The 15,186-nt window shown below is 51.7% G+C and carries 13 protein-coding genes and 1 pseudogene; 8 read left to right on the forward strand and 6 right to left on the reverse strand.

The genetic code is table 11. The annotated features are described in order from the left end of the window. Nucleotides 1-600: 600 nt before the first annotated feature. The 3 genes from ACX8ZY_RS21460 to ACX8ZY_RS21470 form a co-directional block, all read right to left on the reverse strand. The gene (locus ACX8ZY_RS21460) at nucleotides 601-1,632 is read right to left on the reverse strand and encodes a methionine synthase (RefSeq protein WP_062759120.1); all 1,032 of its coding nucleotides are present in this window, start codon (nucleotides 1,630-1,632) and stop codon (nucleotides 601-603) included. Between the two features lie 27 nt (nucleotides 1,633-1,659). Next, complete coding sequence (locus ACX8ZY_RS21465; protein ID WP_033786847.1) at nucleotides 1,660-2,640, reverse strand: DUF1852 domain-containing protein; 981 nt, start codon at nucleotides 2,638-2,640, stop codon at nucleotides 1,660-1,662. Nucleotides 2,641-3,102: 462 nt separating this feature from the next. Further along, nucleotides 3,103-3,813, reverse strand: coding sequence for an IclR family transcriptional regulator (locus ACX8ZY_RS21470; protein ID WP_010247520.1), 711 nt, complete (start codon nucleotides 3,811-3,813; stop codon nucleotides 3,103-3,105). 172 nt (nucleotides 3,814-3,985) lie between these two features. On the opposite strand from ACX8ZY_RS21470, the gene ACX8ZY_RS21475 reads away from it, so the two are divergent. From ACX8ZY_RS21475 to ACX8ZY_RS21490, 4 genes and pseudogenes are all read left to right on the forward strand, one after another. Beyond that, nucleotides 3,986-4,678: an RraA family protein gene (locus tag ACX8ZY_RS21475; protein ID WP_010247523.1), complete on the forward strand. Its 693-nt coding sequence runs from the start codon at nucleotides 3,986-3,988 to the stop codon at nucleotides 4,676-4,678. Continuing rightward, a complete protein-coding gene (locus ACX8ZY_RS21480; RefSeq protein ID WP_010247525.1) occupies nucleotides 4,678-5,628 on the forward strand; it encodes a hydroxyacid dehydrogenase in 951 nt (316 codons plus the stop codon). The genes ACX8ZY_RS21475 and ACX8ZY_RS21480 overlap by 1 nt, the downstream gene beginning before the upstream one ends. A gap of 376 nt (nucleotides 5,629-6,004) precedes the next feature. After that, a complete protein-coding gene (locus ACX8ZY_RS21485) occupies nucleotides 6,005-6,403 on the forward strand; it encodes a TonB family protein (protein WP_231113934.1) in 399 nt (132 codons plus the stop codon). Nucleotides 6,404-6,631: 228 nt separating this feature from the next. Next, a pseudogene (locus ACX8ZY_RS21490) lies at nucleotides 6,632-7,228 on the forward strand (glutathione S-transferase family protein). Nucleotides 7,229-7,365: 137 nt separating this feature from the next. On the opposite strand, the gene ACX8ZY_RS21495 reads toward ACX8ZY_RS21490, so the two are convergent. After that, nucleotides 7,366-8,160 (reverse strand): AraC family transcriptional regulator, encoded by a 795-nt coding sequence (locus ACX8ZY_RS21495; RefSeq protein ID WP_010259082.1) that lies wholly within the window; start codon nucleotides 8,158-8,160, stop codon nucleotides 7,366-7,368. Nucleotides 8,161-8,247: 87 nt separating this feature from the next. Between ACX8ZY_RS21495 and ACX8ZY_RS21500 the strand changes: the two genes are divergently transcribed. Then, a complete protein-coding gene (locus ACX8ZY_RS21500; RefSeq protein ID WP_029519302.1) occupies nucleotides 8,248-9,438 on the forward strand; it encodes an MFS transporter in 1,191 nt (396 codons plus the stop codon). A 94-nt stretch (nucleotides 9,439-9,532) separates the two neighbouring features. Here the strand turns inward: ACX8ZY_RS21500 and ACX8ZY_RS21505 are convergent, their stop codons facing one another. Further along, a complete protein-coding gene (locus tag ACX8ZY_RS21505; RefSeq protein WP_010259086.1) occupies nucleotides 9,533-10,450 on the reverse strand; it encodes a LysR family transcriptional regulator in 918 nt (305 codons plus the stop codon). 130 nt (nucleotides 10,451-10,580) lie between these two features. Here ACX8ZY_RS21505 and ACX8ZY_RS21510 point away from each other — a divergent pair, with 130 nt between their 5' ends. Genes ACX8ZY_RS21510 through ACX8ZY_RS21520 form a run of 3 tightly spaced genes read left to right on the forward strand, consistent with a single transcriptional unit; the run spans nucleotide 10,581 to nucleotide 13,378 of the window. Further along, on the forward strand, nucleotides 10,581-11,978 hold the full coding sequence (locus tag ACX8ZY_RS21510; RefSeq protein WP_010259087.1) for an amidohydrolase family protein: 1,398 nt from the start codon (nucleotides 10,581-10,583) through the stop codon (nucleotides 11,976-11,978). A 14-nt stretch (nucleotides 11,979-11,992) separates the two neighbouring features. Then, nucleotides 11,993-12,460 (forward strand): DMT family transporter, encoded by a 468-nt coding sequence (locus tag ACX8ZY_RS21515; protein WP_010259088.1) that lies wholly within the window; start codon nucleotides 11,993-11,995, stop codon nucleotides 12,458-12,460. A 57-nt stretch (nucleotides 12,461-12,517) separates the two neighbouring features. After that, nucleotides 12,518-13,378 (forward strand): SMP-30/gluconolactonase/LRE family protein, encoded by an 861-nt coding sequence (locus ACX8ZY_RS21520; RefSeq protein WP_010259089.1) that lies wholly within the window; start codon nucleotides 12,518-12,520, stop codon nucleotides 13,376-13,378. 131 nt (nucleotides 13,379-13,509) lie between these two features. Here the strand turns inward: ACX8ZY_RS21520 and ACX8ZY_RS21525 are convergent, their stop codons facing one another. Beyond that, the gene (locus ACX8ZY_RS21525) at nucleotides 13,510-15,150 is read right to left on the reverse strand and encodes a methyl-accepting chemotaxis protein (protein WP_191919110.1); all 1,641 of its coding nucleotides are present in this window, start codon (nucleotides 15,148-15,150) and stop codon (nucleotides 13,510-13,512) included. Nucleotides 15,151-15,186: the final 36 nt, after the last annotated feature.

Raw genomic sequence — 15,186 nt, forward strand, 5'->3', positions numbered from 1 at the left:
TAGTTAACGTTCATAGTATGACCGTATGACTGCTATATAAAATCAAGTTTACGGATTTCCGGCACCGGGAACATCATGTGCAGCAGTAAAAGTCGTCAGGCGATGGCTATTCGTTTATTACTATGTAGTTAATATATCTGCTTAAGTCTTAATGAGAGGATAAACCTTTGCTGAAATAATATCCTGCTATCCTGCATCGCATCAGGAAAAGCGGGTCATTTTGAAAATTCGATTTGGTGACGTCACCTAGCCTGCGGCTCTTTTCTGGCAGCTCGTCAATCAATGGACCTGAGAGGGGAAACAGCCACAGCGCCAGTCTTCCATGAGCAGCCTTCATTTTCTGAAAAGATTTACCGAAAACAGGGTGTCGATACATAAACGCTTTAGGGATATGTATTTAAGAAATGACAGATAAATATAAAGATGCTCGTGATCAGAGATGGGAGCGGATGGTGATAATAGTAATCCGTTTTGCAGAAAACTCTTTTGACCACCGCTTTAGAAAGTACAAATTCGGATGAGATCAGTCCGGAAAATTCCCGAATACTGGCCGCATGATGCGGTCCGGACTGAGCCTGTTGAAGTGTGCAGAAGTGAGGACTATCTCCCCAGAATCTCTCTGCGGACAATCTCAGCGCCCGCACTTAACGCATGCAGCTTGCCATTGGCAACCTGACGCGGCAGTGGAATCATGCCGCAGTTGGTTGAAGGATAGAGATTTTCAGCATCCACAAACTGCAGCGCTTTGCGCAGCGTATTCGCCACTTCTTCAGGTGTCTCAATGGTATGGGTTGCCACGTCGATGGCACCGACCATGACTTTTTTACCGCGAATCAGCTCGATCAGATCCATTGGAACCCGCGAGTTCTGACACTCCAGTGAGACAATATCGATAGCTGAACGCTGTAATTTCGGGAAGACCTCTTCGTACTGACGCCACTCTGTACCCAGAGTTTTCTTCCAGTCTGTATTCGCTTTAATGCCGTAGCCGTAGCAGATATGAACCGCGGTTTCACACTTCAGACCTTCGATAGCGCGCTCCAACGCGGCGATGCCCCAGTCGTTCACTTCGTCGAAAAAGACGTTAAACGCAGGCTCATCAAACTGAATAATATCCACGCCAGCGGCTTCTAATTCTTTGGCTTCCTGATTCAGAATCTTTGCGAATTCCCAGGCCAGCTTTTCGCGACTTTTATAGTGATTGTCATAAAGGGTATCGATCATCGTCATCGGACCCGGCAACGCCCACTTAATAGGACGATCGGTCAGCTTACGCAGGATTTTCGCATCTTCAACAAATACGGGTTTCTGACGTGAGACTTCACCCACCACGGTCGGAACGCTCGCATCATAGCGATTACGGATTCGCACCACTTCACGCTTTTCAAAATCCACACCGCTGAGGTGTTCAATAAACGTGGTCACGAAGTGCTGACGGGTCTGCTCGCCATCACTGACGATATCAATACCGGCCCGAACCTGATCGTCCAGACACAGACGCAACGCATCTCTTTTGCCGTCGACTAACTCTTCATCCTGCAGTTTCCAGGGTGACCAGAGCACCTCTGGCTGCGCAATCCAGGAGGGTTTAGGCAAGCTGCCAGCAGTAGATGTCGGTAATAAGGTTTTCATAGCAGGTGACCTTCTATATTTAATTAATCAAAGAACGAATTCAGCAGACCATTGCGCGAGAAGTGTCTGATTCGGCTTAATAAAATGCGTCTCAGTAAACTTACCCTGTTCGACGGCCAGGCGGCTGCGTTCTTCGCGATCGTAAACAATCCGGGTTAACGAATAATCCTGATGCTGCAGCGTGGGTTGATAGCACTGTCCCGCAGCAGAATTCGCGTTGTAAATTTCAGGGCGATAGATCTTCTGGAAGGTTTCCATGGTGCTGATGGTGCTGATCAGCTCAAGATTGGTGTAATCGCTAAGCAGGTCACCGTGGAAATAGAAAGCCAGCGGCGCAACACTGCCCTGTGGCATGAAGAAACGCACTTTCAGACCCATTTTTCCGAAATAGAAGTCAGTCAGGGAAGGTTCATCCTGCTGATATTCAATGCCCAATACCGGATGCTGATTACCGGTGCGCACGTAGGTGTTTTTGCTCGATACACTCAGGCAGATAACCGGCGATTTACTGAAGTTCTCTTTATAGACCGCTGAGTTCACGAAACTTTTGAAAATGTTGCCATGCAGCTGACCAAAATCATCCGGCAGGCTGAATTCAGTCTGACCTTTGTTATGTTCTGACAGAACAACGCTGAAATCATAATCACGCACATAGGAAGAGAAGTTATTGCCGACAATCCCCTCGGTGCGCTCACCGGTTTTATGATCCACGATATGCGTTTTTAAAATCTCAATCGCTGGGAACGATTCGTCGCTGCTTCCGGGACGAAGATTCAGCTCAGCAGAAATAATCTCAAGTTCAACTGAGTAGCGGTCGCCCTTTGGATTGTCCCAGTGCGCCAGAGAGTTGAAACGATTGTCGATCATCACCAGGGCGTTGTGCAGGTTTTCCTGACGTTTTTCGCCGCGCGCTAAATTAGCGAAGTTAGTCGTCGCCCGCGTATTTTTCGAAGGATTATAGTTTTCGTCGAAACGAATGCGCTTGAGGGTAAAGGCTAAGTTGTTCATCGCTATCGGGTATCCTGGTCGCTGATATGCATTGTTGCTTTTAAGGGTTATCCAGCGTGGCTATCCCTTTACAACTATTCATATGACTCAAAGTTATTAACAATTCTTACTTTATGCCTCAACACCCGGTTGAAAAAAAGTGATTAAATTTCAACGAACATGAAGGAAATTCATGTTGAGGTATTAAAGCGGGGAAATTTTCATGAGGCTGCGAGTCTTTTAACACCTGATGTAAAATCCGGGTGTAAAAAGCCTCGCACAAAGAGCGCTTAGCAAGAGATGTCAGAGGTGGAGTGATCTTTCGCCTCAACTTAAGGCGCGGAGGCTTTCATGATCCCATAATCAGGCACGCCAGCGTGCTGTTAGTCATTTAGCGGAAATCAATCGGTTCCCACCCGCAGAGCGTTAAACGCAGCATGGATGCAGCAGCTAATAAATCCCGGTCACAGCCAGGCAACACGACTAAATTTTATAAACGTTATCACACATCACTTTATGTGCGCCTGATTTTACCGAAAGCCTGCACGCTGCCTCTTTCATCAGTTTTCCCATCTCACTGTCGCGCATCGACTGCGTCAGGCGTGAAGCCGGACCGGTTAATGCCAGCGCCGCGAGCAGTTTGTTACCTTCACCAAACACCGGTACGGAGAATGCCGCGATATGCGGATCGCGGATACCTGACGTGAACAGCGGGAGTTCAGGTACAGAGTCAAACAGAGGTTCATTCAGCCCCCAGTAACGAAGCACCTGCCCGATGGCCGAATTATCCAGCGGCAGATAAGTGCCGGGCAGACGTGTTTCACGCAGTCCTTCAGAGGGCTCCGCTCTGAAAAGACAGAGTCGTTGACCGTTTTCAATCACATACCATGTGGCGCTTTCGCCTGTCGCAGTCGCCAGTGCGTGAAGTTCAGGCTGAACGATACTGGCCAGATGAAAGGACTGTTCATAGAGCTTGCCCAGATAAAGCAGTCTTGGCCCCAGGGTATAAACGCCATTGTCGCGACGAATGACATAGTTCATGCGCTCAAGTGAGTTCATCAGACGATAAACTGTCGTTTTATGGTACCCCGAGAGCTGCGCCAGCGCGGTCAGCGTCAGTGATTCCTCACCAGGCCTGAAACAATCCAGCAGCGCCAGCGCTTTTTCTACGGCAATTACGCCTTCATTCCCCATCGGTACGTCCTCCTGTTTGCGACGGCAGGCAGTTTACCGCGCAATTTGTGATTCACATCGTATTTACATCACAAATGAATGCTTAACACTGGTGCGAACTCAATTAACATCGATATAGTAGTTTTATATTGTACAACTTAGTTGTGCCTGGTAAAACAAAGAGGATTAATCTATGCCCCATGCAGAGAATACCTTCATCAATCGCGACATTATCCGTATCGCACCAGAGCGCGTAAAACAGGCTGCTCAGTTTCAGGCGGCGATTCTTGCTGATGTTGCCGGACGACGCGGAACGCTGCACGGTCGCGTAAAACCTGTGTCCCCCACAATGAAAGTCGCCGGACCGGCTATCACTGTCGAGGTGAGACCGGGCGACAACCTGGCGATCCACGCCGCGCTGGCGATTGCCCAGCCGGGCGATGTCATTGTGGTCGATGGCAAAGGCGATATCAGCTGTGCATTAATCGGTGAGATAATGTCCACCCAGGCAGAAGCCTCCGGCATCGCCGGAATTATTATTGATGGTGCGGTGCGTGACGCCGATGCACTGAGCGCGAACGGCTTTCCGGTTTTCTCTGCGGGCCTGAATCCCTGCGGCCCGACCAAGTCCATTGCGGGACGGGTCAACTACCCTGTTTCTGTGGCGGGCGCAGCCATTCAGCCAGGCGATCTCGTCATCGGGGATATTGATGGCGTGGTGGTTCTGCCGCGTGAAGACGTTCCTGCGTTGCTCGAACTGGCACAAAAAAAACTCGATTTCGAGACCAGCCGTATTGCAGCCATTCGTGATGGCGACCTTCGCGCGCCGTGGTTAGAAAAAGCCCTGCAAACCGCTGGCATGCTGGACGATGGGGAGACGCTCTGATGACAACCTCTTCTCCCGTAATCCTGGTGACGGGTAATGACCTGGCACCGCAGGCAGTAAACCTGCTTAGTGACTTCAGCATTGTTTATGCCGGCAAACAGCCCAGCGAAGATAGCCTGTTCCAGCTCTGCCAGCAGCATAATCCTGTGGCGATTATCGTCCGATACGGAAAAATCAACGCCCGCATTATGGATGCCGCGCCTGACCTGCGGGTTATTTCCAAACACGGCAGCGGCATTGACGTTATCGACCAAAAGGCGGCGGCTGAACGTCATATCAGTGTTCAGTCAGCCCCGGGGGCCAACGCAGCGGCCGTGGCCGAGCATACCTGGGCGTTAATTTTAGCCTGTGCAAAATCGGTGATACCGCTTGATCAGCGCATGCGCCAGGGACACTGGGACAAATCGACCCATAAGTCGGTGGAGCTGGAGGGCAGAACGCTGGGTCTGGTAGGGCTTGGTGCCATAGGCGGTCGTGTTGCCCGCATTGGCCGTGCTTTTGGCATGAAGGTGCTCGCTTATGATCCTTTTGCCAGAACCTTTCCCGATGAGTGTGAATCCTCCTCACTTGACGACCTGCTGCAACAGGCAGATGTCATTTCGCTGCACTGCCCGTTAACCGAACAGACGCGCCAGATGATTAACGCTGAGAAACTGGCTCTGTTTAAAAAAGGCGCCATCCTGGTGAACACGGCGCGCGGTGGTCTCATTGATGAAGAAGCGCTGTTAGCCGCGCTGGATAATGGCACTGTCGCCTGGGCCGCACTGGACAGTTTTGCCACAGAACCCCTGACTGCGCCGCATATCTGGCAGAGTGTTGGAAATGTGATTCTGTCGCCACACATCGGCGGCGTCAGCGATAACTCCTACGTGAAGATGGGTACCGTCGCGGCCAGTAACATATTAAATGTACTGGCAGAACCACTGAAAAACGAAAGTCCGGTAGTCTGAACCGCCCTCTCCAGCCGACCAGACAGGTAACAGCGCTTTCTGGTCGGCTGGTTAATAGGTAAATCTGCTGCATTAGAGCGTAATGCTTAGCTGTCAGGGTTTCCGATACGAATCTTATTCTGTTCTATGCCGTCCTGGCTTACTTGCCTTCGCCCACATTAATAGGTTTATTACCCTTCAATCGTTAACGACTCTTCCCGCGTATTGAATAAGGTGGCTGCCTGCAGCGGTTTCTTTGAAGTGTTCATTGTAGGTCATGTGTTATGAAGGATATGTCCGCTATGAGCGAGGAGCGGATGACTAGTTTGCAGCAAGACGGGAGCAGGATTTATTGGGGTTATATCCACTGTTTTTTTGGATTATAACGCGATATTCGATGATTTCAGCAAATGTCCTTCCGTTGATGTTTAAGTATAATGATAATGTTTATCAACAAAAGGATATTGTTATGTATGGGTTTATGATGATTCTGGCTGTTCTTGTACTCAATGCATGTACTACTTATTCACCTGTTAAAGTTGAACAACCCAAGCCCCTTCGACAAGATCGACCCGTTTACCCATACTATGCGGCTAAGAACCGGATAGAAGGTATGGTTAAGTTTAACTTTGACGTTGATGCAGAAGGCAGGGTAAGTCAGATGAGAATTATCGAGTCTACACCAGACCACTTGTTCGATGATGCTGTAATAACAGCCGTTTCAAAATGGCGTTTTGAAAAGGGCAAACCTGCCAGGAATCTTCCCATGACTGTAAAATTAAAAGTGCAAAAATAGATTTGATTTTAAGGCTGCATAAATGAAAATTAATGACTGTAATTCAGGAGGTTATTATGGCTGAATGTTCTTCTTCTAAATATTAACATAAATTATTATCCGATGTCCGCTTCTGGCACAAAGCGGACTAAATGCAGGCCAAGATTCGGTATGAGCGAGGAGCAGAAATTTTGACATGAGCTACCCACTTGCCTTATAAAATTGTTTTCACAACAAAGGGATATTGAAATGAAGATCTATACTTACCCCAAAAGCCGATCATTAAGAGTACTCTGGGCTCTTGAAGAAATGGGAGTGAATTACGAGTCTATCAGAGTCGATCTTTTGAACCCTGCTTCTGAGGTTAAATCACCCCATCCATTGGGAAAAGTTCCTTTTTTGACCGATGGTGAAGTGTCAATCAGTGAAACCTTAGCGATCTGTATTTACCTGTGTGAACAACATAAAAACATCTCTATTTATCCCGCAACTGCTGAAGAAAAATCCTCCGTTAATTCGTGATTAAGCTTCACGCTATCCGATCTGGAAGCCCCCGTCTGGAGTCTGCTCAAACATGTTGTCTTCACTCCCGAAAATCAACGTTCCCCAGATTTAATGAATTACCTCAGTAAGGAAGCAGATAAAGTTATCTCTCAGATTAGGTTTAACCCAACTCAAACATGGATTGCGAGTAACAACTTTACACTGGCCGATATTTTTCTTTCTCATACGTTGTTATGGGCAAAACTGTGCGGATTGGAAATCACCGAAGAGCTTGATAGCTACATATCAAGAGCAACGAGTCGCCCCGCTTTCTTAAAGGCTCAGGAAATAAATAATCGCTAATCAGGTTTTGTCATCTCTTAAGGATGCATTGATGTCCGCTTCTGGCACAAAGCGGACTGACGGCAGGCCAGGGTCCGCTATGAGCGAAAAGCGGACGCTGGCGTTCTTTGTAAAAATCCGGTTTGTGTTGGGTTGCATTAGTTTAGGGACGAAAAATATTGTGTCGGCGATTTACCCAGCGCTTTCCTGAACATTGTAATAAACGCGCTGACCGAATCATATCCCAGCGTTCCGGCTACGTGCTGCACGGATTGGCCTTCTGCCAGATGGCTCAGCGCAACCATTAAATGCAGTTGCTGACGCCAGCGACCAAAGCTCATTCCTGTCGCATCTTTTATCAGCCTGGCCAGAGATCGTTCGCTGGTAGCCAGATGCGCAGCCCACTGCTTTAGCGTTCTCCGGTCATCAGGATCATTAAAAAGTGCCTCAGCCATATTCCGGATTTTAGGATGGTCGGATACAGGCAGGTGGAGCGCTTTAACCGGCACATCCGGTATATGTTCCAGCAGCACCGCTGCCAGCCTCGCGGTTTTACTGTCAGGCGAATAAGCATGTTCCTGCTCTGCCAGAAAAAGAACCAGCTCGCGGACCAGAGGAGTAATAGCAAGGGTACAGCAGGTTTCCGGCATCGCTGCCGCGCCGGGCTCAATAAATAAAAAGCAGGTGTCTGCATTCTTCGTGACCCGACAACTGTGGGGGATTTTTCCCGGAACCCAGACAGCATGTCCCGGTGGAACAAGCCACAGCGCATCCTGAACCTTACAGCTCACTGCACCGCGCAAAGAGAGAATAAGTTGTCCCTTACGGTGAGCGTGCGGACTCTGACCTGCATACTCGCCTGACGATGATACATGTAGCGCGATAGCAGCCTGACTGAAAGCATCGGCATTAAACTCATCCGGTGAGGTCACCGGTTTTTTATTAACTGGCATGATTTAGTTATATGTTGTCAGGTTATCTATATTGTGTAACTCATGCGTCCTTTAAAGTCTTTCTTTTTACCAGAGAACGCAAAATTTATGTCCTACACTACGAACAGGTGGTCTTCAATCATACTTGCGACCGGCATCCTTTTTATTGCCATTAACCTGCGAGTTCCATTTACCGCTATCGCACCCGTTTTAGAGTCCGTTCGCCATGATTTTGGGCTAAGTATCACTGCCGTTGGGTTGCTTAACTCACTGCCTTTACTGGCATTTGCCGCATTTTCTCCCCTGAGTGCATCAATTTCCCGGAAGTACGGTCTGGAGCGCACCCTTTTTGGTGCCCTGGCCGTGATTTCGGGGGGTATCCTGCTTCGCTCCACAGGCAGTGTCTGGGCGCTTTATGGCGGAACCATATTGATAGGTATCGGGATTGCTCTGGGCAATGTCCTGCTGCCTGGCCTTATAAAGCGTGACTTTTCTGGCAACGTGGCTTCCGTAACAGGGGCATATTCCATCACCATGGGCGCCGCTGGCGCCATTGGCTCTGCCATTGTCATTCCTCTGACGCAGATCTGGGGCTGGAACATCGCGTTAGCCATGCTGGTTTTAGCACCGCTGCTTGCGTTGCTTTTATGGTTGCCCCAGTTAAAGAAGAAGCATCAGCTGCCAGTAGCGGGTGAGAAAAAAGCGGCGACCGTCGCGGTGTGGCGCTCGCCTCTGGCATGGCAGGTCACCTTGTTTATGGGCCTGAATGCGATGCCGTTTTATGTTGCTGTCGGCTGGCTGCCAGCCATTCTTACGGACAGTGGACTCTCTTCAGCTCAGGCTGGTGAGGTACATGGCATCCTTCAGCTTACCACCGCCATTCCCGGCCTGATTCTGGCAGCCACGCTGCGTCGTCTTAACGATCAGAAATTAGCTGCTGCTGGCGTCAGCCTGTTAACCGGGGTGTCATTTATCGGCATCCTGTATTTGCCGAATCTGGCGATGCTTTGGGCTGCGCTTCTCGGCTTTGGCTCAGGTGCCAGCATGATGCTGGGTCTGACCTTCATCGGGCTGCGTACTAAAAACGCCGGTGATGCTGCCGCGTTGTCAGGCATGGCGCAGAGTGTCGGTTATCTGATGGCGGCGATGGGTCCGCTGTTGCTGGGCAAAGTACAGGAGTTGTCCGGAGGCTGGACGGTACCATTACTGATAACCGCAGCAATCGCAGTCGCAGGTGCCTGCACCGGAATGGCTGCCGGACGAAACGCTCACCTGGAACCTGTACAGCAGCCGGGGTGAATTAGCTGACACAGCAGGGGAAACGATCGGTTTCTCTGCTGAGGATGCTATTAATTGTCGTTCTGAAGCGTTTACCTGTTACCGGAGCCGTCTTTTACCGGGAAGACCGTTTCTCACCTGCTCCTTCGTTGAAAAGTCCGGCAACCCAGTCAGCAAAAGCACGCACGGCAGGAGAGAGAAAACGCTGATGCGGATAGAGCATCGTCACCGGCACGGAGGGTGGCTGCCAGTCCGCCAGAACTTCGATCAGTTTGCCTTGTTGCAGATTCTCCGAAATCACATTCTCAGCAAGCTGTGCCAGCCCAAAACCTTCAAGACACAGTCTGATGTAGAGTCCCGTTTCGTTAACGGCTGCATCCCCCTCAACCTGAACAGAGAAGGGCTCAGTGCCTCGTGTGAAACGCAGTTCATTAGTGCGCCTTACCGAACCGGAAAAGTAATGAATCGCCCGATGCTGCGACAACGCTTCCGGCGTCTCAGGGACACCATACTCCCTGAGATAGTCCGGAGAGGCGCAGGTTACCCAGCGAAACCGGCCAAGCGGACGGGCAACCAGTGTGGAGTCAGTTAATTCCCCGGTTCGGATGACGCAATCCACTCCTTCCTGAACAAGATCGACCTGCCGGTCGCTGACACCAATCATCAGGTAAATATCCGGATAATGCCGGTAAAAGTCTTTCAGATTGGGCATGACGATGAAATGGGCAATTCCACCAGGCATATCAACCCGCAGCCGCCCCTGAGGGCGTCTGATGGATTCAGTCAGGCTGGATTCACTATGTTCAATTAGCGACAGGATCTCCCGGCATTGCGCCAGATACTGCAGGCCTTCAGGAGTAAGGCTGACCCGCCTTGTCGTGCGGTTCAGCAGACGCACCTGCAGGTATTTCTCCAGGTTTTTAATCGTGCTGGTGACGGTGGAAGAAGGCAGCGACAGGGTTTCTGCCGCGCGTACAAAACTCCCGGCTTCAGCAACCCGCGTGAAAACCTGCATAGCCTGAATCCGATCCATCGTCCTGCTCCTGGGTAAAAGTGAGTCTGATTATTCGCTAATTATGAATTATGAAAACGCTTTAAGCATCTTTTTCAGGGTAATTACGTGACGTATCGTTTCCCCATTAATCAGGAAAGAGGCAGGTTTAATGACCGACTACATCAGAAATATTGTTAACAATCAGAATGTCACTTTACAGGCTACGTTGATTCGTGGCGCGACGATACTGAGCATGGACGAGAACGTCGGTAACATTGAGCGTGGCGATATTCTCATCAACGGCTCAACGATTACCGCCGTTGGCCAGAACCTTGATGTACCGGGTGCGCATGTCATTGATGCCACTAACATGATCGCCATGCCGGGAATGGTCGATTCTCATCGTCACGCATGGGAAGGACAGCTGCGCCGCATTAACCCAAACGCTACCTGCCTGGACGACTACAGCAATGCCACACACTTCTCGTTCGCTAAATATTACCGTCCTGCCGATATCTATGTTGGCAACCTGCTGACGGCGCTTGGCGCTATTGACGCGGGCATCACCACGATGATCGATAACTCGCACAACAGCCGAACCGCAGCGCATTCCGATGCCGCCGTCGAGGCCCTGCTTGATACCGGCATTCGTGCCATTCATGCTTCCGGCGCACCGGTAGCTGGCGAATGGGATAAAGCGCACTGGCCGGGAAACTGGCAGCGTCTGCAGGACAAGTATTTCAACGACAACCCTGAAAGCCTGGTCTCTCTCGCCGTCATGGCGCAGCTGGAGCCGGAGTTGTGGGCCGAGGCCCGCAGACTGGGATTGTCGATTGTCACTGAGTTCTTTGGTGCGGAGATGGGAGCTGAACTTAAATCACTGCATCAGCAGGGGCTGCTGGGTCCGGACAATATTTTTAATCACTGCACGGCGCTGCCTGACGAGGGATGGAAAATTCTGCGCGAAGCCGGTGTCCGGGTGAACGTCTGCCCGCGCTCAGATTCGCACTATGGCATCGAAAGCGGAATGTTCGCCATTGAGGCCGCGCAGCGTCATGGCATCAATCCTGGCCTGAGCGTAGACAATGAAACGTCGTACAGCACCGACATGTTTATGGAGATGCGCGTCGCCTTTTACCTGCAGCGCGTGATGGGCATGCATCAGCAGCAGTGCTGCGATTCTGAACATGCGCTGAAAACGCTTCCGGCGGCGCAGCTCCTTAAAGCCGCGACTCTTGATGGCGCGGCCTGTGCAGGGATGCAGGACAAAGTGGGCAGCCTGACGCCAGGCAAACAGGCTGACCTGGTGCTGATTAATACCAGTGATATCAATCTTTACCCGTCCGGCAATGCCTTTGGTACGGTGGTTCATGCCGCCGAGCGCAGCAATATCGACACCGTCATGATCGGCGGACGCATCGTTAAGCAGAACGGTAAGGTGCTGGGCGTGGACAGCACGCGACTGCGGGCGGCGATTGATGAGTCACGTGAGCACCTGTTTGCCGCCTCTGGCTACCAGCCCGACAATTTTGCTGACACCTTCCTGCCGCTGGAGCAGGCAGACTGAAAGGAATGAAAAGCATGATCTATTACGTAATCGCTTTTGCCGCAGGTCTGGGGATCACTCTGCAGACGACCCTGAACAGCCAGCTGGCAAAGGGACTGGGCGGCGACCCGGTCACTGCGGCGCTGTTTTCCTTTACGGCGGGCGCGTTAAGTCTGGGGGTTTACGCGCTGCTGAGGGGAGGATTGATGACATCGCTGGCGGCGATCCCGTCGCAACCCCTCTGGAGTCTGACGGGTGGAATGATAGGCGCATGTGCCCTGTTCAGCTATGTCGTGCTTGCGCCGAAAATCGGGTTTTCAGCTCTGCTCGGGCTGGCGATTGTCGGACAGTTACTTTCCTCGCAGATGATTGACCACTATGGGTTGCTGGGTGCTATGCGGCGACCGGTTTCGTTACTCAGGCTGGGGGGGATGGTTGTCATGCTGATCGGACTTGCCGTCATGCTTTTCGGCGATCGGCTCTCTGCACGTTTTCTGCAGTAACTGCGTTATCCACTTTTGCCATCGTGCAGTTCGACCTTTTATATCCGGAGGATTAACATGTTTTCAATTGCAGCTGAAGTCAGGAATACGCTTGGAGAGTGCCCGCTTTGGTGTGAAAGAACCCGCAGACTCTACTGGACTGACATTGAAGCCAGTGAACTGCTCGCCATAGAAGAAGGCAATGATGCAGTGATGCGCTGGTCGCTGCCTGAACGCCTTGGCTCTTTTGCACTGACCGAAAAGAGTAACATTCTGCTGATGGGATTCGCGTCAGGGCTGGCTTTCTATGATCTCAACAGCAGTTTAATTACCCCAGTGGCCGCTTCACCGGGAGACATCGGGACCCGCATAGGTGATGGACGATGTGACCGTGCCGGTAATTTTGTCTTCGGGACGATGGATGACGGTTATCCCGTTAAAGTCATCGGTAAGTTTCATCGACTCAACGCGGCAACGCTGACTGTTGAGACGCTTGCACTGCCCGATGTCGCTATACCGAACAGCATCTGTTTCAGCCCCGATGGTGGTACGCTCTATTACTGTGACTCGATGCAGGGTCGGATAATGTGCTGTGATTACCCCTTGCTGCAGAACCAGCGCGTGTTCGCCGAAATCGAAGGCAGCGGCGCGCCTGACGGCTCCTGCGTGGATGACATGGGCTATCTATGGAATGCTGAATGGGGAGGAAACCGTGTTGTCCGTTACCGCCCGGTTGGGACCACAGACGCTATTCTGACGTCACCTGGAATCCAGAGCACCTGTCCGACACTCGGCGGTGAGGGTTTTACCCGTCTCTATTGCACCACGGCTACAGTGGGACTCACTGCGCTGTCTGAATATGACGGTGCATTGCTGAAAGCTGAATCTGATGTCAGCCCCGGCTTACCTGAAAATCGCTTTGCGGCACACACAGTTTAACGGTTTTGATTCTGACAGAATTTTGCCAGTTCAGGCTCAAAGAAAATGTCCGCTTCTGGCACAAAGCGGACATTCTTAAGAGTCAATACGGAAAAGGAGAGAGGCTGCGCTCTGCAGGACGCAGCCAGATATCAGAAGGTCGTCCAGTTACCGTCTGTATCAGCAGGCGCTTCTTTCTTCACTACGACTGGTACAGATACACTTGCATGCCGGGTGGCTGCAGGATGAGAGACTGCAGCAAGCGTGAATACCGACACCGACTGCAGCAGCAGGGATGCCTGTTCGCGCAGGCTCTGCGAGGCTGAAGCTGATTCCTCGACCAGTGACGCATTCTGCTGCGTCACACCATCCATCTCCGTTACGGCGATGCCGACCTGCTCAATACCGCGGGCCTGTTCGGCACTTGCAGCAGTAATTTCCTCAACGGTATCACTTAACTGACCGACCGATGACACTATATCAGCCATCGTGGTCACAGACCGGCTCGCCAGGGTGCTGCCTGCACTTACGCTTGCAGAGTTTGCCTCAATGAGCTGACGGATCTCACCGGCTGCTGTGGCGCTGCGGCTAGCCAGCGTGCGCACCTCACCGGCGACGACGGCAAAGCCACGCCCCTGCTCACCCGCACGCGCCGCCTCTACCGCCGCATTAAGGGCCAGTATGTTGGTCTGGAAGGCAATGCTGTCAATCACCGATGTGATGTCCGCAATCCGGCCAGAACTTTCGCCGATAGATTTCATGGTTCCGAAAATGTCGGAAGTCACCTCGCTGCCCTGACGGGCGACCTCTCTCACGTTAACAGCAAGCTGTGCCGCCTGACGGGCATTGTCGGCATTGTTTTTGACTGTGACGCTGAGCTCGCTCATGGTAGCAGCGGTCTGCTCCAGTGCACTGGCCTGCTCCTCGGTGCGCTGAGACAGGTCTGTGTTCCCCTGCGCAATCTGCAGGCTGGCTGCGGCAACGCTCTCGGCATTCCGGCGTACTGTGCTGACCGTCTGCGCCAGCGAGTCCTGCATCTCAGCAACTGCGGTGAGCAGCATACCGGTTTCATCCCGTCCGCTGACAGGGACGGCCTGACTCAGGTCTCCGCGTGCGATGCGTTGTGCGGCGGCAAGCGTTATGCTCAGTGGGCGGGTAATGCTGCGGGTGATGAGCCAGGCTGCGGCGACGGCAAGCAGAATTGCGGCAGCACTCAGCGAAGTCAGCAGAATGGTGGCCGCATGTTGTTCATCTTCAGCAGCACTACGCGCCGTTTGCATCTGTTGTTCCTGAAAAGATACCAGGTCTGCAATAGTTTTCAGATAGTCAACCTGGGTCTGGTAGCGCGGACCAAGAAGAAGTTGTGCGGCCTCGTCCCGCTTGCCTGCCATTCCCAGCGCGACAACGTCATCAGAAAAGGCCAGATACTGACTGCCGGTGCTCCTGATTTGCGCAATCAGCTCCCGGCTTTTGGGTGCCTTCAGCAGGGCATCAACCTGATCAACCGTAGCGGTAATTTTATCATGTACCCTGTCATAATCTTTTTTAAAGACGGCCTTCCGGTCAGGTGCATCCGCCAGGACAACGTTACGGACCAGCCGGCTAAGGTCAGTTGAATAGTAACGCAGATTGGTTGCAGTCGAGGCCTTCTGATAGCGGCTGCCTGCAAGCGTATCCGCCGTCTCTCCCAGAGACTGAATGCGGGTAAATCCGGTAAACGCAACGATAACCAGAAGAAGAAGGATGAAGGCAAACGCAGCGCCAAGCCGCGTGCCGATTCTGATGTTGTTCATAAGGTTCCTAGCTGAAATAACGTTTATTTAATAGAG

The organism is Pantoea sp. XAF26B01_ASV70, assembly GCF_054512635.1.